This window comes from Nonomuraea sp. NPDC001699 (assembly GCF_053596455.1).
Window position 1 is genome coordinate 163,564 of the sequence record NZ_JBSFGF010000012.1, and the last position, 26,166, is coordinate 189,729.

General features: G+C 71.5%; 23 protein-coding genes. 7 read left to right on the forward strand and 16 right to left on the reverse strand.

Annotated elements, in window-relative coordinates:
* Window positions 1–41: 41 nt before the first annotated feature.
* The 3 genes from ACWCSU_RS31925 to ACWCSU_RS31935 are packed head-to-tail and all read right to left on the reverse strand — an operon-like array spanning window position 42 to window position 3,451.
* Window positions 42–2,462 carry a LuxR C-terminal-related transcriptional regulator gene (locus ACWCSU_RS31925; RefSeq protein ID WP_449939955.1) on the reverse strand — a complete coding sequence of 807 codons (2,421 nt, stop codon included), beginning with the start codon at window positions 2,460–2,462 and terminating at the stop codon, window positions 42–44.
* A gap of 52 nt (window positions 2,463–2,514) precedes the next feature.
* Window positions 2,515–3,261, reverse strand: a complete 747-nt coding sequence (locus tag ACWCSU_RS31930; RefSeq protein WP_357697732.1) for an AMP-binding protein — start codon at window positions 3,259–3,261, stop codon at window positions 2,515–2,517.
* Between the two features lie 55 nt (window positions 3,262–3,316).
* The gene (locus ACWCSU_RS31935; RefSeq protein ID WP_449939957.1) at window positions 3,317–3,451 is read right to left on the reverse strand and encodes a hypothetical protein; all 135 of its coding nucleotides are present in this window, start codon (window positions 3,449–3,451) and stop codon (window positions 3,317–3,319) included.
* A gap of 378 nt (window positions 3,452–3,829) precedes the next feature.
* Here ACWCSU_RS31935 and typA point away from each other — a divergent pair, with 378 nt between their 5' ends.
* Entirely contained in the window at window positions 3,830–5,680 is a 1,851-nt protein-coding gene (gene typA / locus ACWCSU_RS31940) for a translational GTPase TypA (protein ID WP_357697726.1), read from the forward strand.
* Between the two features lie 97 nt (window positions 5,681–5,777).
* Here typA and ACWCSU_RS31945 read toward each other — a convergent pair whose 3' ends face one another.
* From ACWCSU_RS31945 to ACWCSU_RS31955, 3 genes are all read right to left on the reverse strand, one after another.
* Window positions 5,778–6,428, reverse strand: a complete 651-nt coding sequence (locus tag ACWCSU_RS31945; protein WP_364084976.1) for a DUF2461 domain-containing protein — start codon at window positions 6,426–6,428, stop codon at window positions 5,778–5,780.
* A gap of 21 nt (window positions 6,429–6,449) precedes the next feature.
* A complete protein-coding gene (locus ACWCSU_RS31950; RefSeq protein ID WP_449939962.1) occupies window positions 6,450–7,163 on the reverse strand; it encodes a polysaccharide deacetylase family protein in 714 nt (237 codons plus the stop codon).
* Between the two features lie 91 nt (window positions 7,164–7,254).
* Window positions 7,255–7,560 (reverse strand): hypothetical protein, encoded by a 306-nt coding sequence (locus ACWCSU_RS31955; RefSeq protein WP_449939964.1) that lies wholly within the window; start codon window positions 7,558–7,560, stop codon window positions 7,255–7,257.
* 164 nt (window positions 7,561–7,724) lie between these two features.
* Here ACWCSU_RS31955 and ACWCSU_RS31960 point away from each other — a divergent pair, with 164 nt between their 5' ends.
* The gene (locus tag ACWCSU_RS31960) at window positions 7,725–8,669 is read left to right on the forward strand and encodes a sensor histidine kinase (protein WP_364084980.1); all 945 of its coding nucleotides are present in this window, start codon (window positions 7,725–7,727) and stop codon (window positions 8,667–8,669) included.
* Here ACWCSU_RS31960 and ACWCSU_RS31965 read toward each other — a convergent pair.
* Window positions 8,666–9,253 (reverse strand): sigma-70 family RNA polymerase sigma factor, encoded by a 588-nt coding sequence (locus ACWCSU_RS31965; RefSeq protein WP_352324845.1) that lies wholly within the window; start codon window positions 9,251–9,253, stop codon window positions 8,666–8,668. The two genes, ACWCSU_RS31960 and ACWCSU_RS31965, sit on opposite strands and share 4 nt — an antisense overlap.
* Before the next feature lie 249 nt (window positions 9,254–9,502).
* Here ACWCSU_RS31965 and ACWCSU_RS31970 point away from each other — a divergent pair, with 249 nt between their 5' ends.
* A complete protein-coding gene (locus tag ACWCSU_RS31970) occupies window positions 9,503–10,576 on the forward strand; it encodes a PLP-dependent cysteine synthase family protein (protein WP_449939967.1) in 1,074 nt (357 codons plus the stop codon).
* Window positions 10,577–10,589: 13 nt separating this feature from the next.
* Here the strand turns inward: ACWCSU_RS31970 and ACWCSU_RS31975 are convergent, their stop codons facing one another.
* Window positions 10,590–11,585 carry an ABC transporter substrate-binding protein gene (locus tag ACWCSU_RS31975; RefSeq protein ID WP_449939970.1) on the reverse strand — a complete coding sequence of 332 codons (996 nt, stop codon included), beginning with the start codon at window positions 11,583–11,585 and terminating at the stop codon, window positions 10,590–10,592.
* Window positions 11,586–11,683: 98 nt separating this feature from the next.
* Between ACWCSU_RS31975 and ACWCSU_RS31980 the strand changes: the two genes are divergently transcribed.
* From ACWCSU_RS31980 to ACWCSU_RS31990, 3 genes are read left to right on the forward strand one after another with little or no spacing between them, the layout of a single operon-like run.
* A complete protein-coding gene (locus ACWCSU_RS31980) occupies window positions 11,684–12,712 on the forward strand; it encodes a FecCD family ABC transporter permease (RefSeq protein ID WP_449939971.1) in 1,029 nt (342 codons plus the stop codon).
* Window positions 12,709–13,752, forward strand: coding sequence for a FecCD family ABC transporter permease (locus tag ACWCSU_RS31985; RefSeq protein ID WP_397037760.1), 1,044 nt, complete (start codon window positions 12,709–12,711; stop codon window positions 13,750–13,752). The genes ACWCSU_RS31980 and ACWCSU_RS31985 overlap by 4 nt, the downstream gene beginning before the upstream one ends.
* Window positions 13,749–14,543, forward strand: a complete 795-nt coding sequence (locus tag ACWCSU_RS31990; RefSeq protein WP_357697711.1) for an ABC transporter ATP-binding protein — start codon at window positions 13,749–13,751, stop codon at window positions 14,541–14,543. Before ACWCSU_RS31985 ends, ACWCSU_RS31990 begins: the two co-directional genes overlap by 4 nt.
* Before the next feature lie 75 nt (window positions 14,544–14,618).
* On the opposite strand, the gene ACWCSU_RS31995 is transcribed toward ACWCSU_RS31990, so the two are convergent.
* From ACWCSU_RS31995 to ACWCSU_RS32020, 6 genes are all read right to left on the reverse strand, one after another.
* On the reverse strand, window positions 14,619–16,295 hold the full coding sequence (locus ACWCSU_RS31995) for a tetratricopeptide repeat protein (RefSeq protein WP_449939973.1): 1,677 nt from the start codon (window positions 16,293–16,295) through the stop codon (window positions 14,619–14,621).
* A 253-nt stretch (window positions 16,296–16,548) separates the two neighbouring features.
* The gene (gene ftsY, locus ACWCSU_RS32000) at window positions 16,549–17,724 is read right to left on the reverse strand and encodes a signal recognition particle-docking protein FtsY (RefSeq protein WP_357697707.1); all 1,176 of its coding nucleotides are present in this window, start codon (window positions 17,722–17,724) and stop codon (window positions 16,549–16,551) included.
* A 67-nt stretch (window positions 17,725–17,791) separates the two neighbouring features.
* Window positions 17,792–21,493: a chromosome segregation protein SMC gene (gene smc / locus ACWCSU_RS32005; RefSeq protein ID WP_449939976.1), complete on the reverse strand. Its 3,702-nt coding sequence runs from the start codon at window positions 21,491–21,493 to the stop codon at window positions 17,792–17,794.
* Window positions 21,494–21,658: 165 nt separating this feature from the next.
* Window positions 21,659–21,853 (reverse strand): hypothetical protein, encoded by a 195-nt coding sequence (locus tag ACWCSU_RS32010; RefSeq protein WP_026214481.1) that lies wholly within the window; start codon window positions 21,851–21,853, stop codon window positions 21,659–21,661.
* A gap of 190 nt (window positions 21,854–22,043) precedes the next feature.
* On the reverse strand, window positions 22,044–22,352 hold the full coding sequence (locus ACWCSU_RS32015) for an acylphosphatase (protein ID WP_357697705.1): 309 nt from the start codon (window positions 22,350–22,352) through the stop codon (window positions 22,044–22,046).
* Window positions 22,349–23,251 carry a LysR family transcriptional regulator gene (locus tag ACWCSU_RS32020; protein WP_357697703.1) on the reverse strand — a complete coding sequence of 301 codons (903 nt, stop codon included), beginning with the start codon at window positions 23,249–23,251 and terminating at the stop codon, window positions 22,349–22,351. Before ACWCSU_RS32020 ends, ACWCSU_RS32015 begins: the two co-directional genes overlap by 4 nt.
* Window positions 23,252–23,345: 94 nt before the next feature.
* Here ACWCSU_RS32020 and ACWCSU_RS32025 point away from each other — a divergent pair, with 94 nt between their 5' ends.
* Window positions 23,346–24,500, forward strand: a complete 1,155-nt coding sequence (locus ACWCSU_RS32025; protein ID WP_364085010.1) for an MFS transporter — start codon at window positions 23,346–23,348, stop codon at window positions 24,498–24,500.
* Here ACWCSU_RS32025 and mutM read toward each other — a convergent pair.
* Together mutM and rnc are read right to left on the reverse strand one after the other, a co-directional pair.
* Window positions 24,448–25,293, reverse strand: coding sequence for a bifunctional DNA-formamidopyrimidine glycosylase/DNA-(apurinic or apyrimidinic site) lyase (mutM, locus tag ACWCSU_RS32030; protein WP_357697699.1), 846 nt, complete (start codon window positions 25,291–25,293; stop codon window positions 24,448–24,450). The genes ACWCSU_RS32025 and mutM overlap by 53 nt on opposite strands.
* Window positions 25,294–25,401: 108 nt before the next feature.
* On the reverse strand, window positions 25,402–26,121 hold the full coding sequence (gene rnc, locus ACWCSU_RS32035; RefSeq protein WP_357697776.1) for a ribonuclease III: 720 nt from the start codon (window positions 26,119–26,121) through the stop codon (window positions 25,402–25,404).
* Between the last annotated feature and the right edge of the window lie 45 nt (window positions 26,122–26,166).

Below are 26,166 nucleotides of genomic sequence, written 5' to 3' on the forward strand. Positions count from 1 at the left end.
GAGGGGGTCACGTGCCTACATGGGGCGGAATATGCAGATCCCTATGCAGAAGCGCTGGGGTGCTCGGCGGCCCACACCGCGATCTGGGCGCGGGAGGTGTAACCCAGCTTCTCCATGATGTTGGCGATGTGCCGGGCGACCGTCGCGGGGCTGATCACCAGCTCCTCGGCGATGGCCCGGTTGGACAGCCCCCGGGTGAGCAGGCCGGCGATCTCCAGCTCGCGCGCGGTCAGCAGCGAGTGCCTGACCGGCTCGGCCGCCACGGGCGGCGGGGACGCCGGCCGCTCCCCCGCCAGCACCTGCAGGGCCGCGGCGTCGGGGCTCATCGCCCGGCCGCGGGACCACAGCGAGGCCGTGCGGCCCTCGCCGAGCTTGGCGCGGGCGCGCGAGAGCAGCTCCTCGATCCTGATCGTGGCCGAGTGCTGGCCGATCGACTCGCGCAGCGTGGCCGCGGCGGCGGCGGCCAGCACCGCGCCGTCGAGGTCGCCCTCGTGCTCGGCCAGCACCGACAGGCCGGCCAGGCAGCGGGCAACCCCCTGCCGCTGGCCGCTCTGCCGGCTCAGCGCGAGGCTGTCGGCCAGCCGCTCCCTGGCCGCGGCGAACTCGCCCAGCATGGCGGCCACCCGGCCGACCCTGGCCAGGCAGCGCGCCAGCTCCGAGTCGCTGCCCAGCTCCCACAACCACGGGACGGCCTGCTCGTACTGGGACCTGGCGGTCTCCAGGTCGCCGCGGGCCTCGGCGACCGCGCCGAGCTGGGCGGCCATCCTGGCCATGAGCCAGCGGTGGCCGTGCTCGCGCGCCCGCGCCAGGGCCTCGTCGCCCAGCCGCTGGGCCTCGCGCAGCCGGCCCCTGGTCAGCGCGACCGCCGACAGCCCGGCCAGCCCCGCCGCCTGGTTCCAGGCGTCGCCCGACTCGGTGGCGTCGGCCAGGCCCCGCTCGGCGTGGTGCAGCGCCTCGTCGATCCGGCCCATGCGCAGCAGGAGGATGACCACGAGGCTGTGCATGACGCAGCGCGTGAACGCGTTGCCGCCGTCGCCGCCGAGGCCCGCCAGGCTCTCGGTGGCCACCTCCAGCGACCGGCTGAGCTCGTCACGGGCCTCCAGCCCGTAGGCGAGGTACGCCTTGCCCTGCGCGACCTGCGCGTCGGGGACGAGTGACAGGTCGAGCGAGAGCAGCCGCTCGGTCCAGCCGACGATCTCCGTCAGGTTGCCGGAGATAGGCAGCAGGGCCGTGCTGGCGGCGCACAGCCGCAGGCCGAGCCGCGCGTTGCCGGACTCGGCGGCCCAGTCGAGGGCGGCCCGCTGGTCGTCGAGGAGCTGCTTGCCGGCCATCAGGCACTCCAACCGCTCCGGCCAGGGCACGCCCGGCCGGACCATCTCGGTCGTGAAGTGGCGTTCCTGAAGGTCGCACAGGACGCTGAGATGCCGCTCGCGGACGGCCTCGCGCTCGCCGGCCCGGTCCAGCCGCTTCATCGCGTACCGCTTGATCGTCTCCAGCATCCGGTAGCGCCTGCGTTCCTCGTCGCACAGCACGAGGGACTTGTCGACCAGCCCGCCGAGCAGGTCGACGATCTCCGCCCGCGCGATGGGCGGCTCGGCGCAGACCTGCTCGGCCAGGTCGAGGTCGAAGTCGCGGGCGAAGACCGACAGCCTGCGCAGCAGCACCTGCTCCTTGGCCGACAGCAGGTCGTAGCTCCAGTCGACGGTGGCCAGCAGCGTGCGCTGCCGCGCCGGGGCGGTACGCCCGCCCGTGGTCAGCAGGGAGAAGCGGTCGTCGAGCCGGTCGGCGATCTGCCCGGGGCTGAGCAGGCTCGTACGGGCCGCCGCCAGCTCCAGGGCCAGGGGCAGCCCGTCGAGCGCCTGGCACAGGCGGACCACGTCGGGCAGGGTGTCGTAGCCGAGCCGGGTGCCGGCGGCGGCGGCGCGGTCCATGAAGAGCTGCACCGACTCGGCGTCGGCGTACCCCATCTCGGGCAGGTCGAGCGGCGGCACCCGCCAGATCAGCTCGCTGGCGATGCGCAGCGGCTCCCTGCTGGTGGCCAGGATGCTCAGCCGGGGGCAGCAGGCGACCAGCTCGGCGGCCAGCTCGGCGCACCCGTCGATCAGATGTTCGCAGTTGTCGAGCAGCAGCAGGCAGCGCAGGTCGCGCAGCCGGGCGGTGACGGTGTCGAGCAGCGGGCGCCCGCTCTCCTCGCGCACCCGCAGCACCCGGGCGATCTCCTGGACGATCTGCTCGGGGCGGCCGACCCGGGCCAGCTCGACCAGCCACACCCCGCCCGGATAGCCGCCCACCAGCCCGGCGGCCACCCGCAGGGCCAGCCGGGTCTTGCCGATGCCGCCGACGCCGCACAGCGTGACCACGCGTGTCTCGCCGAACAGCCCGCGAAGGTCGTCGAGGTCGCGTTCGCGGCCCACGAACCGATTGGGCTCTGCTGGAAGGTTGTGCCGGGGGGCCTCTGGCATGTGTTCACCCTGCGTCGCCGAAGGATCACACTCTTCCACAGTGTCGCACTTTTCACAGGCCAAGCGAGCTGACGATCGCCCTTTCGTCCACAACGCGCAGAATGGGGTTGCCCAGCAGCCGCCTGGCGACGTCGTACGGCGCCACGACCATGGTGGCCCTGCGCTCGGCGGCCAGCACGCGGCAGCCGATGACGGTCGGCTCGTTGGCGGCGATCACCACGTGGGCGCCGGACATCAGGGCCAGGTCGAGCACCCGCAGCCCTTTGAGCAGGTCACCGGCCGCGTTGACGACGACGTCGTCCTTGCCGATCACCAGGCGGGCGGCCAGGTTGCGCAGGTCGGCGGCGAGCTCGTCGTGGTCGAGGACGCGTCCTTCGCCCAGCGCCAGCGCCGCGCCCGCCAGCGGGCCGAACTCCACCGGGTTCGCGTTGAGCAGCCCGGCGAACGGGAGCGTGCCGGGCGAGGGACGGAAGGCGTAGACCCGGTCGGCGGCGACCGCGCCGAGGTCGCGAGGGCCGCGGGTGATCATCATGCGGGCCGGGCCCGAGCCGTTCAGCACGGCGACGCCGCCCGCCCAGGACACCGCGTGGACCGCCACCGTCAGGGACACGCCGAGCGGGAGATCGATGAGGACGCGGTCGCCGTAGGTCAGGCCGTCGCGCCGCAACCCGCCCGCCGCCCGGGTGACCCGCCTGGCGAACTGCGCGTACGACAGCACCTCGCCGGTCCTGACGTCGCTCACCGCCGGCTGGTCGCCCTTGCTCGGGGCCGAGCTCATCACCAGCTCTGTCCACGTCATGACGACAATGTAGGGATCGCTGCGGCTCCTGCCATGCACACAAATGTGCAACCTGCTATGTACGTCCCGGCTCGCGCTCGTACAGCTCGGTGAGGGGGGCGAGCCGGTCGGCGGGCACGTTCAGGCGCAGGCCGGCGGCGGACTCCTCCTGCCAGGTGCCGTGTTCCCAGGCGATCTGGTCCCAGGCCACCAGCCTGCCGCCCTTGAGCGTCGTGGTCGTCCCAGGCGGGGCTCACGCAACCGGCCACGAGCAGTGCGAGCAACACGAGGACGGCCGCGGCCCGCTTCACGTACGCCCTCGGAGCAGGAAGTAGGCCAGCAGCCCGAGAAGCGCGGCGAACTGCCCCCACGCGGCGAGCAGCACCAGTCCCTCGTCCCTCACGGTCGCTCACTGCCCGGCCGCCCGTGATCCATGCGGGAGGGCGGGAATCAGACACCCCGGGCGGAACGTTCACCCGTACAGCGCCGCAGACGCGTTGTCCCGCTCTTGCCACGAGAGGGGATCAACTAGACTTGGTGGGTCGCGACTTCGCGCGGCCGCCCCCACGACACAGAGCGAGAAGTCATCATGCCTTTGAACAGCCGCGACGACCTGCGGAACATCGCGATCATCGCGCACGTCGACCATGGCAAGACCACACTGGTCGACGCCATGCTCTGGCAGTCCGGGGCCTTCCGCGCGAACCAGGACGTCGACGACCGGGTCATGGACTCCAACGACCTGGAGCGCGAGAAGGGCATCACCATTCTCGCCAAGAACACCGCCGTCCAGCACGGCGGCATGACCCTGAACATCATCGACACCCCCGGCCACGCCGACTTCGGCGGCGAGGTCGAGCGCGGCCTCTCCATGGTCGACGGTGTGGTGCTGCTGGTCGACGCCTCCGAGGGCCCGCTGCCGCAGACCCGGTTCGTGCTGCGCAAGGCCTTCGCCGCCAAGATGCCGGTCATCCTGTGCATCAACAAGGTCGACCGCCCCGACGCCCGCATCAAGGAGGTCGTCGACGAGGTCTACGAGCTGTTCATGGACCTCGACGCCACCGAGGAGCAGATCGACTTCCCGATCGTCTACGCCTCGGCCAAGGCCGGCCGCGCCTCCATGAACCGTCCCGACGACGGCGGCATGCCCGACTCGGAGGACCTGGAGCCGCTGTTCGACATCATCAAGTCGACGATCCCGGCCCCCACGTACGACCCCAACGCGCCGCTGCAGGCGCACGTCACCAACCTCGACGCCTCCTCCTACCTGGGCCGCATCGCGCTGTGCCGGATCCACCAGGGCGTCATCCACAAGGGCCAGCAGGTCGCCTGGTGCCGCACCGACGGCACGATCCAGAAGGTGAAGATCACCGAGCTGCTGATGACGGAGGCGCTGGAGCGCAAGCCGGCCGAGCAGGCCGGTCCCGGCGACATCATCGCCATCGCGGGCATCCCCGAGATCATGATCGGCGAGACGCTGGCCGACCCGGAGGACCCGCGCCCGCTGCCGCTGATCACGGTCGACGAGCCGGCGATCTCGATGACGATTGGCACCAACACCTCGCCGCTGGTCGGCAAGGTGAAGGGCTCCAAGGTCACCGCCCGCATGGTCAAGGACCGGCTCGAGAAGGAGCTGGTCGGCAACGTGTCGCTGCGCGTGCTGCCCACCGACCGTCCCGACGCCTGGGAGGTGCAGGGCCGTGGTGAGCTGGCGCTGGCCATCCTGGTCGAGCAGATGCGCCGCGAGGGCTACGAGCTGACCGTGGGCAAGCCGCAGGTGGTCACCAAGACCATCGACGGCAAGGTGCACGAGCCGGTCGAGCGCCTGACGGTCGACTGCCCGGAGGAGTACCTCGGCGCGGTCACCCAGCTCCTGGCCGTCCGCAAGGGCCGCATGGAGCACATGACCAACCACGGCACCGGCTGGATCCGCATGGAGTTCGTGGTCCCGGCCCGCGGCCTGATCGGCTTCCGCACCGAGTTCCTGACCGAGACCCGCGGCACCGGCCTGGTCCACCACGTGTTCGACTCCTACGAGCCCTGGTTCGGCGAGCTGCGTACCCGCAACAACGGTTCGCTGGTGGCCGACAGGTCGGGCCCGGTCACCGCGTTCGCCATGCTCAACCTCCAGGAGCGCGGCACGCTGTTCGTCTCGCCGACCACCGAGGTCTACGAGGGCATGATCATCGGTGAGAACTCGCGTTCCGACGACATGGACGTGAACATCACCAAGGAGAAGAAGCTCACCAACATGCGCTCGTCCACGAGCGAGGAGACCGAGAAGGTCATCCCGCCGCGGACGCTGTCGCTGGAGCAGGCGCTGGAGTTCATCCGCGAGGACGAATGCGTGGAGATCACGCCCGACGCGGTCCGCATCCGCAAGGTCGTGCTCGACGGCGCCACCCGTGGCCGGGCCGCCGCCCGCGCCAAGCGCGCCTGATCCGTCCAGCACGTCCCGCATCACGGCCGCGTGTCACCTTCCCGGTGACACGCGGCTTCTGTGTAGACGGAGCCGGTCACGAAGGCCGGCGATGCGCTCAGCGGCGCGGCAGCTCGCTGCCCCTGACGTGCGCGCACTGCCACTCGACCAGCGCCGCGCAGTCGCGCCAGGCCCGCTCGACGCGCCCGCGCACCTCGGCCGTGTGCACCCACGGCTCGGGCTCGTAGCGGACGCCCGCGAACAGGGACCTGTGGCGCAGCAGCTCGATGCGGGGATGGTCCTCGTCGAAGCCGCGCGGCCTGGTCTTCAGGCGGTCGCCGCCGATCGTGTAGCCGGCTTCGGCGAGCCTGGCCGTGATCGACTCCAGCGGCTTGCCGGTCAGGTCCTCGTCCACGGCCGCGCGGTAGCGGGCGACCTGGTCGGGGGCCTGGGTGTAGCGGCCGCCCGCGACGTACAGGCCGGCGGCGCTGATCTCGACGTAGAAGCCGATGCCGGGCATCAGGTCGACGAACGCGCCCTGATGGGTCTTGTACGGCGTCTTGTCCTTGGAGAAGCGCACGTCGCGGTAGGGCCGGAAGAGCTGGGCCGGGCCGAACTCGTCGGCCAGCTCGTCGGTGAGCTCCGTCATGGGCGCTCGGACGGCGTCCTCGTACAGGTGCTTGTGGCGGGTGAAGTAGGTCTTGGAGTTGTCCGCCTCAAGACCCTCGTAGAAGATGAACGCCTCGTCGGGGAAGCCGGTGAAACCCATGGCCCAAGGGTGCCATGCCGCTCACCGTGCGGTGTACGTGCGGCCCGGCGTGGGCGGACGGCCGTACAGCTCCGAGACGGTCACGAACGTGTAGCCCTTCCTGGCGAGCGTGTCGAGCACCTTCGGCACGGCCTCGATCGTGGTGGGGTGGATGTCGTGCATGAGCACGATCGACCCGGCCTTGGCGGTGTCGGCGCGCCTGACCACGGCGGCGGGCTCGCGGTGCAGCCAGTCAAGGGTGTCGACGTCCCACAGGATCTGGGCCAGGCCCTCGCGGCGGGTCTCGGCGGCCACGGCGTCGTCGGTGCTGCCGTACGGCGGGCGCATCACCCGCATCCTGACCCCGGTCAGCCGGTGGACCAGCTCCTGGGTGTGCCCAAGCTCGTGCTGCACCCCCTCGCGCGACAGGCCGGTCAGCGACGGGTGGGACCAGGAGTGGTTGCCGATCTCGTGCCCCTCGTCCACGATGCGGCGGGTGATCCGGCCGCCGGTGTCGGCCGCCACCATCTCCCCCAGCACGAAGAACGTGGCCTTGACCTGGCGTTGACGCAGCAGGTCGAGCAACTTGCCGGTGTAGGGCCCGGGACCGTCGTCGAAGGTCAGGGCCACACACTTGATCTTGCCGCAGTCGAACCTGCGACTGCGCGGCCAGTCGGCCTGCTGCGCGACCAGCCGCTTGGCCAGGACCTCAGGACTGACCGGCGGCCGGACCGCGGCGGAATGCCGGCGCGGCACCGGTTGAGCGGCACAGCCCACAAGAACGAACAGAACGAACGGCAAAGCCCAAATGCGCATGTTTTCCCCCGAAACACCGCACGCGGGGGCCTCACGGATAGTCCTGAACCGGTCTCCCCCGTAGTTCCCTGGTCAGGTCGTCCCACCAGGGTGGGATGTCCGCGTGCAGCTCCTTGTAGCGGCGCGCCACACGCATGGCACATCCAACCGGATCCGTACCCAGATGACGACGTTTAACCGGACCTTCCTGCCAACGGTAAAACCCGTCCCTGTAATGCACGACGAGACCTATCCAGACCGAGATGGTCGCTCCGTCCCCCACCTCGTACGCGCTGGTGACACCCAGCCCGTGCAGCTCCGCCTGGAGTTTCTCCGTCGCCGCGCGGGCTTCGGTCACACGCCACCCCCTGCCGACGTTCGCATACACATGCGGTGTACCCAGCAACGGGCATCAGTCGTCCAAGACATGGAGTAATCATCAAACTCCGGGGGGTCATCCGCAGGCGATCGACGTTATTGGTCCGGTTGCGCGGCCGGGCCGGCCCTTGTTACGTTTCCGCCGTGCGCCGGGAGCGGGCACAGTCGCTGAAGCACGTCGCGGTACCGTACGACTCGGATCGGGCCTTCCTCGACCTCGTCGTGCCGCGCGTGCGCACCGCGCTGGACGAAGACAGGCGCGTGCTGGTCGTCAACCGTCCCGACCGGCTGGCGCTGCTGTCGGAGGCCCTCGACGGCGACGCGCGCCGCATCGACAGCCGCCTTTCCAGCTCCTGGTACGGCCACCCCCACCGGATGCTGGCCGCCTACCACGAGTACACGCGCGGGCGGCCCACGCTCGTCATCGGCGAGCCCGTCTGGACCGATCTGAGCGAGCCGCGGATCCAGGACCTCATCCGCTACGACTCGGTCGTCAACGCCGCCCTCGCCGCGGCCCCGTCCGTCATGATGTGCCTGTACGACCTGCGCCATGTGCCCGAGCCCGTCCGGGAGCTCACCTCGGTCGTCCACCCGCTGGTGCTGGGGGCCGGGGGCGAGACCGCGAGCGGCCGCTTCGTGGAGCCCCACGAGCTGGTGCTCGACGGCGACGACGCGCCGTTCCCCGAGCCGGGCCCGGGGGCCTGCCTGGTGCGTTTCACGGCCCGCGAGCTCAAGCGCCTGCGTCAGAGCGTCGGCGACTACGCCAGGGCGGCCGGAATGGACCGCAACCTCATCTCGTCGCTGGTGCTGAGCGTCTCGGAGATCGCCGCGAACTCCGTCGAGCACGGCGCCGGGTTCGGCACGATCACGATGTGGGTGGAGGAGCGCGACCTCGTCTGCGAGATCGCCGATCCCGGCGGGACGCTCGACGACCCCTTACCGGGCTACATACCGCCGGAGCCCGAGGCCCCACGGGGGTACGGGCTCTGGATCAGCCGGCAGCTCTGCGACCGGGTGCAGATGCGCGACGAAGGCGGCGTGTTACGCGTCCGCCTTCGTCTGTCCCTGGACTCGCCCGGTTCCTCCTAGGCGGCCGCGCGGGGGGCGGGAAGGCGCACGGCGCCCTCCTCCCGCGCGTAGTCCTCCAGCATGCCGCGGAGCTGGCGGCGGCCACGGTGCAGGCGGGACATCACGGTGCCGATGGGCGTCCCCATGCGCTCGGCGATCTCCTTGTACGCGAACCCCTCGACGTCGGCCAGGTAGACGGCCACGCGGAAGTCCTCGGGCAGGGAGCGCAGGGCGTTCATCACGACGCTGTCGGGCAGCCGGTCGAGCGCCTCGGTCTCGGCCGAGCGCAGGCCCGTGGAGGTGTGGGACTCGGCGGCGTGCAGCTGCCAGTCCTCGATGTCCTCGGCGGCCGACAACTTCGGCGAGCGCTGCTTCTTGCGGTAGTCGTTGATGAAGTTGTTGGTGAGGATGCGGTGCAGCCACGCCTTGAGGTTGGTGCCCTCGCGGAACTGGTGATAGGACGTGTACGCCTTGGCGACCGTCTCCTGCACCAGGTCCTCGGCGTCGGCGGCGTTACGGGTCAGGCGCATGGCGGAAGCGAACAGCTGCGACGTCACGGGCACGACATCGCGCTCGAACCAGTCCTGACGCTGCTCATCGGTCATAGTGATCAATTTCATTCCCCCTTGCGCTATCCCCCGTTCGGCACAAGCCGCCTGACAGCGTTCCTCATCCTCGCAACTCCCGAGTAAGGGTGGCGTTAGGAGAGTTCGCCTAGGTCAGAAGGGGTTTCAGTCCATCTGGCTCGCGGCGTGCGTGGTCACGTCCACGGCCGGACAAGTCTCATTATCATAACACTACCCACCCAATATCGTAGGAATAGTGGTCAGAGTCACAGGGGATAGCGTATGGGCATGGAATCTGTGGACCGTCACGACACGGGGACACGCCGGTGGGTGGCGGAGGCCATCCGCAAGGTGGAGGCCGACGCCAACCGGAGTTGTGACACTCACCTGCACGTCTTTCCGCTTCCCTCGGACTGGGGTGTAAACCTCTACCTGAAAGACGAATCGGTGCACCCGACCGGTTCACTCAAACACCGGCTCGCACGGTCCCTGTTCCTGTACGGCCTCGCCAACGGCTGGATCGGCCCGGCCACCACGATCGTGGAGGCGTCCAGCGGTTCGACCGCGGTCAGCGAGGCGTATTTCGCCCGATTGCTCGGCCTGCCGTTCATCGCCGTCATGCCCGCGTCCACGTCGCCTGAGAAGTGCCACCTCATCGAGTTCTACGGCGGGAAGTGTCATCTGGTCGCCGACCCGGGGGCGATCTATGACGAATCTCACCGGCTGGCCGCCGAGACCGGGGGCCACTTCATGGACCAGTTCACCTACGCCGAACGCGCGACCGACTGGCGAGGCAACAACAACATCGCCGAGTCGATCTATTCCCAGATGTCCATGGAGCCGCATCCCGAGCCCGCCTGGATCGTGGTGGGCGCCGGCACCGGCGGCACGTCGTCCACGATCGGCCGCTACATCCGCTACCGCCGCCACCCCACCCGCCTGGCCGTGGTCGATCCGGAGGGCTCGGCGTTCTACCCGGGCTGGGTCTCGGGCGACACCTCGGTGACGGCGTCCGGGTCGCGGATCGAGGGCATCGGGCGTCCGCGGGTGGAGCCGTCGTTCCTGCCCAGCGTGATCGACCGCATGATCGCCGTCCCCGACGCCCGGTCGATCGCCGCCATGCACTGGACCCGCGAGGTCACCGGTCTAGACGTCGGCGGCTCCACGGGCACCAACCTGGCGGCCTGCGTCGACCTCGTCAGGGAGATGCGCGAGGAGGGCCGCCAGGGCAGCATCGTCACCCTGGTCTGCGACCGCGGCGACCGCTACAAGGGCACCTACGACAACCCGGAATGGCTGGCCGGCCAGGGGCTGGACCTCGAACCCCATCTGGCCGACCTGCGGGCCTTCCTGCCGCGCTGAGCGTCCGCGCGGGTCAGGAGGCGGGCTTGGCGGGGTCGACCGAGAACGTCTGGGCCAGGTCGTCCAGGATGGCGTGGGCGCCCTGGATGCCCACGGCGCTCATCCACGTCAGGTCGCTGACCTCGTGTTTTTCTCCCTTGAGCCGGCCCCACAGCGGGTTGCCGACGAACTTCTCCTTGGGGCCGTCGCTGGCCGGGTCCGGGTAGGTGGCGACGAAGATGTGGTCGGCGTCGAGGTCGGCGATGCGTTCCTGGCTGACGTCCACGGCGATGGCGTCGTCCTTGGTGGGCTGGCCCTCAGGACGCGGGAAGCCGACGTCCTTCAGCACGACCCCGGAGTAGGACTTCTCGACGTACAGCCGGACGGTGGGCTCGCCGGCGAAGCGCACGATCGAGATCGTCGGCAGCTTCCCGCCCTGCTTGTCCTTGATCGCGGTCCCGATCTTGCCCGCGCGCTCCTCGAACGCCTTGATCCTGGAGTCGGCCAGGTCCTCCTTGCCCAGGGCGCGGCCCATGAGCCGCAGGTTGTCCTTCCAGATGGCGCCGGTCGTCTCGCTGAAGACCGTCGGCGCGATCTTCGACAGCTTGTCGTACAGGGCCTCGTGCCGGACCTTGGCCGACACGATCAGGTCGGGCTTGAGCGCGGCGATCTTCTCCAGGCTCGGCTGCTCCAGCGTGCCGACCGAGGTGGCCTCCTTGCCGTACTGGGCGACGAGCGGGCCGAGGTAGTCGGGCAGCTTGGTGTCGATCGACCGGTAGGTGGTGTAGCCGATCACCGGGGTCTCCAGCGTGAGCACCGCGTCCACGAAGCTCTGGTCGAGCGCGACGACCCGCCTGGGCTGGCCGGAGATCTTGGTCGAGCCCATCGCGTGCTCGATCGTCCTGGCGGCCGGGTCGGCCGACGACGCGGCCGAGGATCCCGCCGGGGTCTCCGTCGAAGTCCCTGTCGAGCCGCACGCGGCCACCCCCGCCACCAGCAGTGCACCGGCCAGCAACCGCCACGCTCTCATCAGAACCCTTTCCCTAGGTAAGGCGAACCTAAATTAGGTTAGCCCTGCCTAACCTGGCATACTTCACCACGATCGGGCAAACAAGGGGAGGAAATCTGGTGACCGCGCTCGCGCCCCGCCTCATCGGCATCCGGCGCCGGCGGCTCGTCCTCCTGCTCGTCCTCCTGGCCGCCGTCGCGGTCGCGGTGGTGCTGAGCATCACGGTCGGCTCGAAGCCCGTACCGCTGGGCGCCGCCTGGCAGGCCCTCACCGCGCACACCGGCAGCGAGAACGACATCATCATCCGCTCGCTGCGCGTCCCGCGTACCGTGCTCGGGGTGCTGGCCGGGATCGCGCTCGGCGTCGCGGGCGCCCTCATGCAGGGCCACACGCGCAACCCCCTCGCCGACCCCGGCCTGCTGGGCGTCACGCAGGGAGCGGCGTTCGCCATGGTGGCCTCGATCATCCTGCTCGGCGCCTCCAGCCTGCTCGCCTACATCTGGTTCGGCCTGGCGGGCGCCCTGGTGGCCAGCGTGGCGGTGTTCGCGCTCGGCATGACGGGCGGCAGAGGCGGCCCCACCCCGGTCACGCTGGCCCTGGCCGGCACCGCGGTCAGCGCCCTGCTGTACGCCATGACCTCGGCCATCGTGCTCCTCGACGAACAGGCCATGGACGTCTTCCGCTTCTGGCAGGCCGGCTCCATCGCCGCCAGGGGTCCCGACGTGGTCTGGCAGGTGCTCCCGTTCGTCCTCGCCGGCCTGCTGCTCGCCCTGGTCAACGCCCCGGGCCTGAACGCCCTGTCGCTCGGCGAGGACGTCGCCCGCTCGCTCGGCCAGAACATCGCCCTGACCAGGACGGTCGGCGTCGCCTCGATCACCCTGCTGTCGGGCGCGGCGGTGGCGGCCTGCGGCTCGCTGGCGTTCGTGGGCCTGATCGTGCCGCACCTGGCCCGGCCGCTGTCGGGGACCGACCACCGGTGGCTGCTGCCGTACTCGGGGCTGGTCGGGGCGGCGTTGCTGCTGGTCGCCGACGTGATCGGACGCGTGGTGGCCCCTCCGGGCGAACTGGAGGTCGGCGTCGTCCTCGCGCTGATCGGCGCCCCCTTCTTCGTCGCCCTGGTCCGCCGCAGAAAGCCGGTACGGCTATGACCGCGCTCCCCCTGCGCCTCGGCGCCCTGTCCTGGCGGCTGCGCCTGCGTGCCGTCGCCGTCAGCGTGACCGGGCTGGTGCTCCTGGTCGTGCTCATGGCGCTGAACATGCGCATCGGCGACCTCCCGATGAGCCTGACGGAGGTGCTCCAGGGCACCTTCGACGTCAACAGCGCGGCCCACTTCGTCATCATGGAGCTGCGCCTGCCGCGCGCCCTGACCGGCGCCCTGGTCGGCGCCGCGCTCGCGCTGTCCGGCGCGATCATCCAGTCCATCGCGCGCAACCCGCTGGCCAGCCCGGAGATCCTCGGCGTCACGACCGGCGCCTCGGTCACCGTCGTGGCCGGCGTGGTGGCCAGCGGCAGCGTCTACGGCGGCACCAGCGGCCTGCTGGCCAGCCTGGGCGTCCCCGCGCTCGCGCTGCTCGGCGGCCTGCTCGGCGCGGCCGTCGTCTATGGCCTGGCCTGGCGGCGCGGCCTGGACGGCTACCGCCTGGTCCTGGTCGGCATCGGCGTGGCCGCCGTGTTCACGAACGTGAAGTTCTGGCTGCTGACCGTCGGCGACGTGAACGACACCGGCCGGGCCATGGTCTGGATCAGCGGCTCCCTCAACGGGCGCGGCTGGGAGCACGTCGTCCCCGTGGCGCTCGCGCTGGCCGTGCTCATCCCGGCCACCCTGCTCGGCACCCGCTCGCTCGACGCCCTGCGCTTCGGCGACGACGTGGTCACCGCCCTCGGCGTACGCGTGAACGCGGCCCGCGCCCTGCTGATCCTGGCCGCCGTGCTGCTGGCCGCGGTGGCCACCGCCTCGGCCGGGCCGATCGCGTTCGTGGCGCTCGCCTCACCGCAGATCGCGCTCAGGCTGGCCCGCTCGGCCCGGCCGCCACTGCTGTGCTCGGCGGTCACCGGGGCCGTGCTCACCGCCGGGGCCGACCTGATCGCGCGGACCGTCTTCTCGCCGATCGAACTGCCCGTCGGCATCGTCACGGCCGTGCTGGGCGCACCGTACCTGATCCACCTGATCTGGAGGGCACGCAAATGAGGCTGCAGGCCGCGGGCGTCAAGCTCGGCTACGGCGACCGGACCATCGTGGACGGCCTCGACCTCGGCATCGAGGCCGGCACGGTGACCACCATTATCGGCCCGAACGGCTGTGGCAAGTCCACCCTCCTGCGCGCGCTGGGCCGCCTGCTCAAACCCCAGGGCGGCCAGGTCCTGCTGGACGGCAAGCGCATCGACGCCATCCCCACCCGCGAGGTGGCCAAGGTCCTCGGCGTGCTGCCGCAGGCGCCCTCGGCCCCCGAAGGGCTCACCGTGGCCGACCTGGTCGCCAGGGGACGCCATCCGCACCAGACGTGGTACCGCCAGTGGTCCTCCGACGACGAGTCGGCGGTCGCCGCGGCGCTGTCCATGACCGGCCTGGCCGACCTCGCCGAACGTCCGCTCGACGAGCTGTCGGGCGGCCAGCGGCAGCGGGCGTGGATCTCCATGGCCCTGGCCCAGGGCACCGACCTGCTGCTGCTCGACGAGCCCACCACGTTCCTCGACCTGGCCCACCAGGTGGAGGTGCTGGAGCTCGTCCGGCATCTGCACGAGCAGGCGGGCCGCACGGTCGTCATGGTCCTGCACGACCTCAACCTGGCCGCGCGCTACGCCGACCGGCTGGTGGCCATGCGCGCCGGCAAGGTCGTGGCCGCGGGCGCCCCGCACGAGGTGCTGACCGAGGAGCTGCTGCGCGAGGTGTTCGAGCTGGACGCGAAGATCATCGAGGACCCGGTCGCGGGGACGCCTCTCGTGGTGCCGATCGGGCCGCTCGCGGCTCCGCGAGCCTGACCCGCCGCACCGGCGACAGCGCCACGCCCGCCGCGATCACCGGCCGGCCCGCCCCGGCGAAGGCCGCGCATCCCCTCAGACCTCGGCCAGCGCCCGTCCGACGTCCTGGTCGTCCGGGGCCAGCTCGGCGGCTCGGAGCAGGTCCTGTCTGGCCTCCTTCGCCCGGCCCAGCTCCCGGTAGACCATCGCCCGGTTGAACAGCAGCTCGGCCGTCTCCGTCAGCTTCAGCGCGCGGGTCAGGTCGGACAGCGCGCCGTCGTGGTCGCCGCGTTCGAAGGCGGCCACGGCCCGGTTCCCCCACGCGGCGGCCAGGTCGGGGTCGATCTCCAGCGCGCCGTCGAAGGCCGCGTACGCCTCCGGGTAGCGCCCCTGGGCCGTCTCCACCTGGCCGAGCACGCACAGCAGGTGGGCGTCGCGCGGCCGGAGCGCCAGGCCGCGCTCCACGTCGCGTCTGGCCTGCTCGTACTCGCCGTGGAGGGCGAGCAGGCCGCATCTGTTGACGTACGCGGGGGCGAAGCCGGGGTCGAGCTCCAGCGTGCGGTCGAGGTCGGCGCGGGCGCCTTCGAGGTCGCCGGCCGCGAACCGCAGCTCCGAGCGGTTGTAGTACGCCTCGGGGAAGGGCGGGCTGAGCCGCATGACGGCCTCGTAGTCGGCCAGGGCCTCGGCCGGTCTGCCGAGCTTGTTCAGCAGGTTGCCGCGGTCGAGGTAGTAGTCCGGATAGCCGGGGTCGGCGTCGATCGCCGCGGTGTAGTCCGCCAGCGCCTCGTCGTACCGGCCGGCCTGGGCCAGCAGCTGGGCCCTGTTGGCGCGCAGCACCAGCAGGTGGACCGGGTGCTCGCCCGCCAGGTGCTCCTCGGCCAGCGCGACGGCCTGCTCGACCAGCCGCAGCGCGGCGTCGGGACGCCCGGCGCGCAGCTCGACCAGGGCCTTGCCGTTGAGGTCGAAGCCCAGGTGGAAGGCCCGTTCGCGGACGTCGGGCAGCAACGACGTGATCGTGACGGCCTCGTTGATCCACGCCATCGCCTCGCCGGGGTCGCGGCGGGCGGGGTCGTGGTGGCGTACCAGGATCATGGCGGTGGCGTAGGCGATCGTGGCCCGGTGCTTGGGGTCGGTGCTGACGCGCCTGGCCCGGTCGTAGAGCTCGCGGGCCTCCTCCTCGCGTTCCACGGCCTCCAAGGCGGCGGCGACGCGCTGCACGAGCGTGCGCCACCCTTCGGGGTCGTCCTCGTACGCCATGCCGCGCAGCGCCTCCGTGCCCGACTCCGCCATCGCGTGATGGAAACCTTCGTCGCGGTAGCGGTCGAAGTCCCCGCACAACGGGCCCTCACCGGGCGACGACGGGCCTTCCTCGACGCGCAGCAGCCCGGGGTCGAGCCGGCGGCGCAGCACCTCGACCAGCTCGGCGTCGGTGTGGTCGGCCTCGCCCAGGTTCGACACGACGAGCGTGAGCGGCCCCGTGACGGTCAGCAGCTCGCGGACGAACTCGGCCAGCCCGTTGGCGATCCTGAGGCTGCGGCGCGCCCCCGGGATGAGGATGCGCTGCGCCCTCGGCAGGTCGTCGGCCAGCGAGCGCCTGCGCGCCGGGACGAGCGGCCGCAGGCGGGGCGCCGCGACCCGGAGCTCCACGTCGTGGGCGGCCACCAGGTCGGGCCGCCGGTCGAGCGCCTCGGGGACCAGCAGGTCGAGCAGCGCGGCGGCCATCGTGTAGGGGCCGGCGGCCCGGCGGTCGGCGTCCAGGGCGATCGTCCTCACGACCGCCCCCTTCCCAACGGTCGGCGTTCCCGTGCGGAAACGCCGACCCAGAGACAGGTCAAACGCAGTGCCGCGGTGAGGCGAGCGTGGTGGGCCTGACAGTCCCGGGACGATGGACGACGATCTTCTTCATGGGCATCCCCTTGGTGATCGCGGATAACCCGAACATGTCAGCACAAAGCTAACTAACGACTCAAGACTTTTCTGGTAACGGCTATTTCGGCATGAATTAGGACATGACCGATAAAAGCGGTCAGTCGCCCAGGATCGCGTCCACGAAGACCTCGGGGTCGAAGGGCGCCAGGTCGTCGGGCCCCTCGCCGAGCCCCACGAGCTTGACCGGCACGCCCAGCTCGCGCTGCACGGAGATCACGATGCCGCCCTTGGCGGTGCCGTCGAGCTTGGTGAGCGCGATGCCGGTGATGTTCACCACCTCGGCGAACACCTGGGCCTGGCGCATGCCGTTCTGGCCGGTGGTGGCGTCGAGGACGAGCAGCACCTCGTCGACCGTGGCCTTCTTCTCGATGACCCGCTTGACCTTGCCCAGCTCGTCCATCAGGCCGGTCTTGGTGTGCAGGCGGCCCGCGGTGTCGACGATGACGACGTCGACCTTGTCCTCGATGCCCTTGGCCGTGGCCTCGAAGGCCACCGAGGCCGGGTCGCCGCCCTCCGGGCCGCGCACGGTCTCGGCGCCGACCCGTTCGCCCCACGTCTGGAGCTGGTCGGCCGCCGCCGCGCGGAAGGTGTCGGCCGCGCCGAGCACGACCTTCTTGCCGTCGCCGATGAGCGAGCGGGCGAGCTTGCCCGTGGTGGTGGTCTTGCCGGTGCCGTTGACGCCCACGACGAGGACCACGGCGGGCCGCTCGCCGTGCTTCTGGACATGCAGGCCGCGGTCGAGGTCGGGGTTGACCTGGGCCAGGAGCTGCTCGCGCAGCAGGGCCCTGACCTCCGTGGGCGTGCGGCTGCCCAGCACCTTGACCTTGGTACGCAGCTCCTCGACCATCGCCTGGGTCGGGGCCACGCCCACGTCGGCGGTGATCAGGCTCTCCTCGATCTCGTCCCAGACGTCGTCGTCGAGCCGGTCACGCGACAGCAGCTCCAGCAGCCCGCGGCCGAGCGCGCTCTGCGAACGCGCCAGACGCGAACGCAGCCGCACCATCCGCCCCGCAGACGGCGGCGGCACCTCGACCTCGGGCGCGATGACCATCGGCTCGGCCGGCGCGACCGGCGGCGGCACCGTGGTGACCGCGCCGTCGACCTCCTCGACCGGGCCGGCCGGCCGCTTCTCCTCCTCGGGAAGCGGCGGCGCCTCCGGCGGCGGCACGGGCGGCGCCGCCTTGCCACCCGGCTTGAACAGCAGGAAGAGGCCGCCGGCCGCCAGCAGGGCGACGACGACCACGATCACTATGACGCCGAGGTAACCATCCACAAGATGTCAGTTTTCCAGATCGACCGGCATGGTCATGCCCAAGGCACACGGATGATGACAGGCCGGATCAGGCGGATTCGCGCTCCCGCAGGCGCTGGCTGACCACCTGCGTCACGCCGTCACCGCGCATCGACACGCCGTAGAGGGCATCGGCGATCTCCATCGTGCGCTTGTTGTGGGTGATGACGATGAGCTGGGAACTCTGCCGCAGCTCCTCGAACAGGGTCAGCAGGCGCTGGGTGTTGGTGTCGTCGAGGGCGGCCTCGACCTCGTCCATGACGTAGAAGGGCGAGGGCCGGGCCTTGAAGATGGAGATCAGGAACGCCACCGCGGTCAGCGAGCGCTCGCCGCCCGACAGCAGGGACAGCCGCTTGACCTTCTTGCCCGGCGGTCTGGCCTCGACCTCGATGCCGGTGGTGAGCATGTCGGTGGGGTCGGTGAGCACGAGCCGCCCGTCGCCGCCCGGGAAGACCCGGGTGAAGATCTGCTCGAACTCGCGGGCGACGTCCTCGTACGCCGAGGCGAACATCTGCTCGACCCGATCGTCGACCTCCTTGACCACGGTCAGCAGGTCGCGCCGGGTCTTCTTGAGGTCCTCCAGCTGCGAGGTCAGGAACGCGTGGCGCTCCTCCAGCGCGGCGAACTCCTCCAGCGCCAGCGGGTTGACCTTGCCGAGCTGGGTCATCTGCCGCTCGGCGGCCCTGGCCCGCTTCTCCTGCTCCTCCCGGACGTACGGGACGGGCGGGTCGCCGGGCACGAGGGCATCGGGGCCGTACTCGGAGATCAGCGTCTCGGCCTCGACGCCGAACTCCTCCATCGCCCGCTCCTGGAGCTGCTCCAGCCGCAGACGCTGCTCGGTGCGGGCCACCTCGCTGCCGTGGGCGCGGTTGACCAGCTTGTCGAGCTCCTGGCCCAGCTCACGCACGCGCACGCGGACCTGCTTGAGCTCGGCGTCGACGGCGACACGGGCGAGGTCGGCGTCGTCGCGCTCGCGGGAGGCGAGCTGGATCGAGGAGGTGAGCGCCCTGAGCACCTGTTTGGCGCCCTTGCTGACCGCCTCGGCCAGCACGGCCTGCCGCCTGCGCCTGGCCCGCTGTGCGGCGGCCTGGGCACGTTCCTGGCGCTCGCGCTGGGCGGCCCGCAGCAGGCCGTCGGCGCGGCCCTCGATGCTCTTGACGCGCTCCTCGGCGGTGCGCACCTGCAGGCGGGTGTCCATCTCGCGGTGCCTGGCCGTCTCGCAGGTGGCGGCCAGCTCGTCGCGCAGGTCGGTGGTGGGCTCGGTCTCCAGCTCCTGGGCGTATTCGGCCTCGGCCAGCCGGATCTCCAGCTCCGCCAGCTCCTCCAGCCCCTCGGTGCGCGCGTCCTGGGCCGCGGTGACGCTGCGGGCCAGGCGTTCGGCCTCGGCGTGCGCGGCCTGCGCGGCGGCCTCCAGCTGGGCCAGCCGCTTGGCCGCCGCCGCGTTGCGCTGGTCGGCCTCCCGCTGGCGGGCCCTGACCTGGTCGAGCACGCCCTGGGCGGCGCTCACGCCCGCCTGGGCGGTGGTGACCGCGCTCTGGGCCTCGTTGACGTGCGCCTGGGCCGCCTCGACGGCGGTCTGGGCCGCTTGCTCTGCCTCGATCGCCTGGTCGAGCGCCTCGGCCGTGGCCTCCGCCCTGGCCTCGGCCTCCCGCAGGTCGTGGACGGCCTCGTCGAGCGCCGCCCGCACCTGCAGGACGGAGGTGCCGCCGGCCGACCCACCGCTGGCCAGATGGGCCCCCAGCACGTCGCCGCCCTCGGTCACCACGCGCAGGTCGGGACGCAGCCCCACCAGCTCGCGGGCCGCTTCGAGGTCGCCGACCACGACGACCCCGGCCAGCACGTGGTCGAGCGCGGGCCGCAGCTCGTCGGGCACGGTGACCAGATCGGCGGCCCACCGCCCGCCCTGCGGCGCCTCGGGCCGCGATCGCGCAACCTGGGAGTGATCGGCGCTGTCCGAAACCCCGGCCTGGGCCACCAGCAGCGTGACCTGCCCCGCGTCGGCGTCGCGCAGCAGGCCCAGCGCCTCGACGGCGCTGTCGAGCGTCTTGACGGTGACGGACTCGGCGACCGGGCCGAGCACGGCGGCCACGGCCAGCTCGGCGCCCGGCGTGACCTGCATCGAGGCGGCCAGCGGGCCGAGCACCCCGGCCAGGTCGGCGTCGAGCAGCGCGGCGCCGCCGTCGCCCTTGGCCAGGCCCAGCTCCAGGGCGTCGCGGCGGGCCTGGAGCGCGGCCACGGACCGCTGGGCCTGCTGGTCGGCGGCACGGGCCGTGGTGACGCCCGCCTTGGCGGCCTGGACGGCGGCCCGTGGCCCGTCGAGCCCGGCCTTGGCCTCGTCGGCGGCCACGCGGGCCTCGTCGGCGGCGGCCCTGGCCTCCTCGACCACGGCCTGCGCAGTGGCCAGCTCCTCGGCGAGCGCCGGATCGACCGCGGGCTCCTCCTCCTGCTGGTTCTCCAGGTCGATCAGGGCCTGCCGCTCGCGCTCGGCGGCGTCGGCCACGGCCTTCTCCAGCCGCCCGATCTCCTCCTCGGCCGCCCGCGCCCTGCTGCGTACGGAGTCGACCTGCCCGCGCAGCCTGGCCAGGCCCTCGCGGCGGTCGGCGGCGGCCCGCGCGGCCATCGCCAGGCGCTGCTCCTCCGCGCTCAGCTCGGCCTCGGCCGCGGCCCGCCCCTGGACGGCCTCCGCCAGCAGCTCCTGGGCGTGTTCGAGCTCGGCTCCGAGGATGTGCTCCTGCTCGCGCACCTCGCCCGCCTCGCGTTCGAGGTCTTCGGGGTCGCGGCCGCGGCGTTCGATGGCGGCGGCGTCGAGGGCGTGGCGGTGGCGTTCGGCGGCGAGCTGTTCGAGGCCGGTGATGCGCTCGCGCAGGGAGGAGAGCCTGAAGAAGGTCTCCTGGGCGGCGCTCAGCCGCGGCTGGGCCTCGGCCTCGGCGGCCTCCAGGGCGGCCTCGCGCTGCTGGCCCTCGGCCAGCTCGGTCTCGACCTGGTGGCGCCTGGTCGTGACGGCGGCCTCGTCGGCGGCCTCGCGTTCGAGCGTGGCGCGCAGGATGCCCAGGTCGTCGGCGAGCAGCCGCAACCGGGCGTCACGCAGGTCGGCCTGGATGACGGCGGCCTTGCGGGCGATCTCCGCCTGGCGGCCGAGCGGCTTGAGCTGGCGGCGCAGCTCGGTGGCGAGGTCCTGGACCCGGGTGAGGTTGGCCTGCATGGCGTCGAGCTTGCGCAGCGCCTTTTCCTTGCGCTTGCGGTGCTTGAGCACGCCCGCGGCCTCCTCGATGAAGGCGCGGCGATCTTCGGGGCCGGCGTGCAGCACGGCGTCGAGCTGGCCCTGGCCGACGATGACGTGCATCTCGCGGCCGATGCCCGAGTCGGACAGCAGCTCCTGGATGTCGAGCAGGCGGCAGGTGTCGCCGTTGATGGCGTATTCGCTCTGCCCCGACCGGAACATCAGCCGGCTGATCGTGACCTCGGTGTAGTCGATCGGCAGCGCGCCATCGGAGTTGTCGATGGTCAGCGTCACCTCGGCGCGGCCCAGCGGCGGCCTGGAGGAGGTGCCGGCGAAGATGACGTCCTCCATCTTGCCGCCGCGCAGCGACTTGGCGCTGTGCTCGCCCATGACCCAGGCCAGGGCGTCGACGACGTTGGACTTGCCCGAGCCGTTGGGGCCGACGACGCACGTGATGCCCGGTTCGAGACGCAGGGCGGTCGCCGAGGCGAAGGACTTGAAGCCGCGCAGGGTGAGGGCCTTCAGGTACAAACGCCGACCCCCTGTCTTCCCGGCCTCCGGCTGAACGGGCTTCGGAAAAGCCTACTGGTCCCCGCCGCCCGTCGTGGGCATGTCGGTGACCAGCGCTTTTTCACCAGGGAAAATAACAAGGGACGCCTCTTCGAGACGTCCCTGGGTCTTGCGCTCCGATCACTCTCAGGTGAGTGCCGGCTCGCGCTCCTGCAAGCGACTGAGCGCTTCGTCGCGGGTCTGCGCCGCAAGAGCGTCGTTCGTGGCCTGAAGTCGGATGAGTTCTGCCTCCAGATCCCGGATACGCTGCTGCAAGCGGCGCATCTCCGAGACCATTCGAGGGTCAGGACCGCCGACGTGGCCGAGTAGAGCCTTCGCCATGGTAAAGGGTCCTCCACGCTGAGTGACCAGACTGGTTCGCGCACTTCTATTCCGCGGGAGGGGTGCGCGTGGTACTTAACAAGAGTCGCACCGGCAGTGTGGGCGGTCAAGTCGATCCAACCGCAACGCCCCACTGATAGGCACTCCCGACATATAACTATACCCTATTTGGGCCGTTTAGCAAAAGCGACTATCGCTCTACAAAACCGCTCAAACTACCTCGGGGTTCACTCCATCGTTCCACTACTCCATCGACCCTTCCCGGCGTGTCGCAACCCTTGAGCAGCTCCAACAGCTTGACGCACGCCTCCTGCGGCCCCTCGGCGACGACCTCGACCCGGCCGTCGTCGGTGTTCCGCGCCCAGCCGGTGAGGCCGAGCTCCAACGCCCGTGCGCGCGTCCACCATCGGAAGCCCACTCCCTGGACCCTCCCCCGCACCCAGGCGGTTACTCGGACGTTTCCCGAAGCTTTGTCGCCATTACTCTTCGTATCCGTCATGCCGCCACCGTCTCATGCCGCCGTACGACTTCCATGGCCAACTCGTTGAAGGCCAGGATCGAGGCCGTGCGTCCGGCCCGCAGCCAGGCCAGGCCCAGGATCGACGGAGGCAGGCCGGTGACCGGCACGAACGCGATGTCGGGCCGGCGGTGGTGGTCGGCGCTCGGCTTGCAGAAGAGCATGCCACCGCGGTTCAGGGCGACCTGCGTCAGGCCCTCCTGGGTGGTGGCCACCGAGCCGGCCCGCGCGATCGGCCGCCCGGAAGGGGTGAGGGTGGGGGCGATGTGCTCCTGCCAGCGGCGCGGGGCGGGGTCGTCGAGGCCGAACAGGGCGACCGAGGCCAGCTCCTCGGCGTCAACGCCGGCGCGGGCGGCCAGCGGATGGCGTACGGACAGGCCCAGCTCGACCGGGCAGTGGTTCAGCTCCGCGCCGCCCTCCAGGTCGGGCTCTTCGAGGGGCAGCAGCGTGAACGTCAGGTCCACCCGCCCCTCGCGCAGCTTGCTGAACGGGTCGGAGAGCGGCACCTCCACCAGCTCGACCATGCAGCCCGGATACCGGCGCTCGAACGCCGCCACGCTCCCGGTGACGATCTCGGTGGGCGTGGCCAGGAACCCCACCCGCAGCAGGCCCGCGACCTCCCGGGCCGAGGCCGTCGCCCGCGACACGGCCGCCGCCATGCCGTCGTAGGCGGGCCGCAGGTCGGCCAGGAAGCGACGGCCGAGCGGCGTCAGGCGCACCCGCCTGCTGGTGCGGTCGAACAGCCGGCCGCCGATCCGGGTCTCCAGCGCGCCGATGAGCTGGCTCACCCGGCCGGGCGACAGATACAGGCGCTCGGCCGTACGCGCGAAGTGCAGCTCCTCGCTCAGCACGACGAAGCACTCCAGTTCCCTGAACTCCATGCCACTCCCCGGGACGCGATCGCTTAGCCTGCCTAAAGCAAGGCTTCGAGCTTCGTCATTGTTCCGCCCCCGGCCGATGACGAGGCTGAACGGCATGACGACTCTTGAGACCTCCACTGTCGCGCGGGCCCGCTGGCTCGCCGTGCTCGCGGTCGCGGTGGGCACCTTCACCGTCGTGACCAGCGAGATGTTGCCCGTCGGCCTGCTGACCTCGATCGCCTCCACCCTGGGCGTGTCCGACGGCACGGCCGGGCTGATGATGTCGCTGCCGGGGCTGGTCGCGGCCGTCTCGGCGCCCGTGCTGGCCCTGGCCACCCGGCGGCTGGACCGCCGCGTCCCCTTGCTCGGCCTGATGGCGTTGCTCGCGGTGGCCAACCTGGCGGCGGCGTTCGCGACGAGCTTCCCCGTCATGCTGGGCGCGCGGGTGCTGACCGGGATCAGCATCGGCGGGTTCTGGGCCTTCGCGGCCGGGCTCGGCCTGCGGCTGGTGCCCGAGCGTTCGGTGGGCCGGGCCACGTCGGTCATCCTGGGCGGCGTGTCGGTGGCCTCGGTGCTCGGCGTGCCCGCGGCCACGCTCATCGCCTCGGCGGCCGGGTGGCGCACGTCGTTCGGGGTCATGGGCGGGGTGGCGCTGGTGCTGCTCGGGGTGCTGGCCGCCGTGCTGCCGCCCATGCCGGGCGAGGACGCCGCCGGTGGCTCGCGCGCGCCGCTGCCGGGGGCGCTGCGGGTCGTGCTGGCGGCGACCGTACTGATCATCACCGGGCACTTCGCGGCCTACACCTACGTCCGGCCGTTCCTGGAGCAGGTCTCCGACGCCGGTCCCGCCCTGGTCAGCGTGGCCCTCCTGGTGTACGGCGCGGCCGGCGTCGTCGGCAACTTCGTCGCGGGCGCCAGGGCGGCCAGGAACCCCAAGCCGGTGCTGATCGTCCTGGCCCTGCTCATCGCCGTGTCCACGGCGGCGCTGGCGCTGGTCGGGCTGCCCCTGGTGATGCTCGTCGTGTGGGGGCTCGGCTACGGCGGCGTCGGCGTGGCGCTGCAACTGTGGATCATGCGCTCGGGCGGGGGCGAGCTGGGCACCGCGCTGTTCGTGGGCGCGTTCAACGTCTCGATCGCGCTCGGCTCGTTCGTCGGCGGCCGGGTGGTGGACGGCGTGTCGATCTCGTCGGTGATGTGGCTGGGCGCCGCGCTGGCCCTGCTCACCGCGGCTTTCGCTGGCATTTGGGGCAGGAGTACGACGACCGGTTCATGAACGCCTCCCGCCTGATGGGCGTGCCGCAGCGGGAGCACGGCAGGTCGCGGCGGCCGTAGACCTCCAGGGAACGGTCGAAGTAGCCGCTCTCGCCGTTGACGTTGACGTAGAGGCTGTCGAAGGAGGTGCCGCCCTGCTGCAGGGCGGCGCCCATCACCGTGCGGACGCCGGCCAGCAGCTCGGCGACCTTCGGACGGGTGAGCGTCTCGGTGGGACGGGCCCAGTGCAGCCGGGCGATCCACAGCGCCTCGTCGGCGTAGATGTTGCCGACGCCGCTGATCAGCGACTGGTCCAGCAGCGCCCGCTTGATCTCGGTGCGTCTGGCCCTGAGCCTGCGGGTGAACTCCGCCTCGTCGAACGACTGCTCGAACGGGTCGGGCGCGATGTGCGCGATCGGCGCGGGCACGCCGCCGACGAGCGGGGTCAGCATGACGTGGCCGAACGTGCGCTGGTCGACGAAACGCAGGTCGGGGCCGCCGTCCTCGAAGCGGAGGCGTACGCGCAGGTGCTTCTCGGGCGGCGTCTGCGGATCGACGACGAGCAGCTGGCCACTCATGCCCAGGTGGGCCAGGAGGGCCTCCTCGGCGCCCGACAGGGGCAGCCACAGGTATTTGCCGCGCCGCTCGGCCGACAGGACCGTACGGCCCTTCAGGCGGGCGGCGAACTCGTCGGCCCCGGGGACGTGCCGCCGGATCGCCCGCGGGTGCAGCACCTCCGCGGCGGCGATCTCGCGGCCGACGACCCATTGCGCGAGGCCGCGCCTGACGACCTCGACCTCCGGCAGCTCAGGCACCGTGCACCAACCGTCCTCTCGACTTCCCCGGCCGCCGGGCATGCCGCGGCGGAGACGGATCCGCAGTCACAACGCCGGACGCGGGCCAAGGCTTCCCGTGTGCCGGGGTCAGCTCGCGGGCTGGCTCTCGCGCTGCTCGCGGCGGGCCCGGATGCGCGTCCAGGCCGCCTCGGCCGCCTGCTGCTCGGCCTCCTTCTTGCTGCGCCCGGTGCCCGAGCCGTAGGACTCGCCGCCGACGCGGACCATCGCCGTGAACGACTTGGCGTGGTCGGGCCCGCTCTCCTCGACGTGGTACTCGGGCACGCCGAGCGCCTCGGAGGCGGTGAGCTCCTGAAGGGAGGTCTTCCAGTCGAGCCCCGCGCCCAGCGAGGCCGAACGCACGATCAGCGGGTCGAACAGCAGGTGGACGACCCGGAACGCCTCGTCGAGGCCCTTGTCCACGTAGATCGCGCCGATCAGCGCCTCAAGCGTGTCGGCCAGGATCGAGGACTTGTCGCGCCCGCCGGTGCCCTCCTCGCCCCTGCCGAGCCGCAGGAACCGGCCGAGGCCCAGGTTGCGGGCGACGTCGGCCAGCGCGCGCATGTTGACCACCGCGGCGCGCAGCTTGGCGAGCTGCCCCTCGGGCAGGTCGGGGTGGTTGCGGTAGAGGGTGTCGGTGACCACGAGACCCAGCACCGAGTCGCCGAGGAACTCCAGGCGCTCGTTGGTGGGCAGGCCGCCGTTCTCGTACGCGTACGAGCGGTGCGTCAGGGCCCGCTCAAGGATGTCGGGGTCGAGGCCGACGACCAGGACCCGCTGCAGCTCTTCCCGGGCGACCTCCACGGCCACCGGCTTAGGACCTGCGCCCACGTGTTTCCTCCTCGGACATCTTCA

Bases quoted from the DNA above. Each gene is read 5' to 3' on its own strand.
- ACWCSU_RS31985 (WP_397037760.1), top strand. From the start codon at position 12,709: ATGACCGCGCTCCCCCTGCGCCTCGGCGCCCTGTCCTGGCGGCTGCGC.
- ACWCSU_RS32025 (WP_364085010.1), top strand. From the start codon at position 23,346: ATGACGACTCTTGAGACCTCCACTGTCGCGCGGGCCCGCTGGCTCGCC.
- ACWCSU_RS31930 (WP_357697732.1), bottom strand. From the start codon at position 3,261: ATGACGTGGACAGAGCTGGTGATGAGCTCGGCCCCGAGCAAGGGCGAC.
- ACWCSU_RS31965 (WP_352324845.1), bottom strand. From the start codon at position 9,253: ATGACCGATGAGCAGCGTCAGGACTGGTTCGAGCGCGATGTCGTGCCC.
- ACWCSU_RS31975 (WP_449939970.1), bottom strand. From the start codon at position 11,585: ATGAGAGCGTGGCGGTTGCTGGCCGGTGCACTGCTGGTGGCGGGGGTG.
- typA (WP_357697726.1), top strand. From the start codon at position 3,830: ATGCCTTTGAACAGCCGCGACGACCTGCGGAACATCGCGATCATCGCG.
- ACWCSU_RS31925 (WP_449939955.1), bottom strand. From the start codon at position 2,462: ATGCCAGAGGCCCCCCGGCACAACCTTCCAGCAGAGCCCAATCGGTTC.
- ACWCSU_RS32010 (WP_026214481.1), bottom strand. From the start codon at position 21,853: ATGGCGAAGGCTCTACTCGGCCACGTCGGCGGTCCTGACCCTCGAATG.
- ACWCSU_RS31945 (WP_364084976.1), bottom strand. From the start codon at position 6,428: ATGGGTTTCACCGGCTTCCCCGACGAGGCGTTCATCTTCTACGAGGGT.
- ACWCSU_RS32015 (WP_357697705.1), bottom strand. From the start codon at position 22,352: ATGACGGATACGAAGAGTAATGGCGACAAAGCTTCGGGAAACGTCCGA.
- ACWCSU_RS32020 (WP_357697703.1), bottom strand. From the start codon at position 23,251: ATGGAGTTCAGGGAACTGGAGTGCTTCGTCGTGCTGAGCGAGGAGCTG.
- ACWCSU_RS31970 (WP_449939967.1), top strand. From the start codon at position 9,503: ATGGAATCTGTGGACCGTCACGACACGGGGACACGCCGGTGGGTGGCG.
- ACWCSU_RS31990 (WP_357697711.1), top strand. From the start codon at position 13,749: ATGAGGCTGCAGGCCGCGGGCGTCAAGCTCGGCTACGGCGACCGGACC.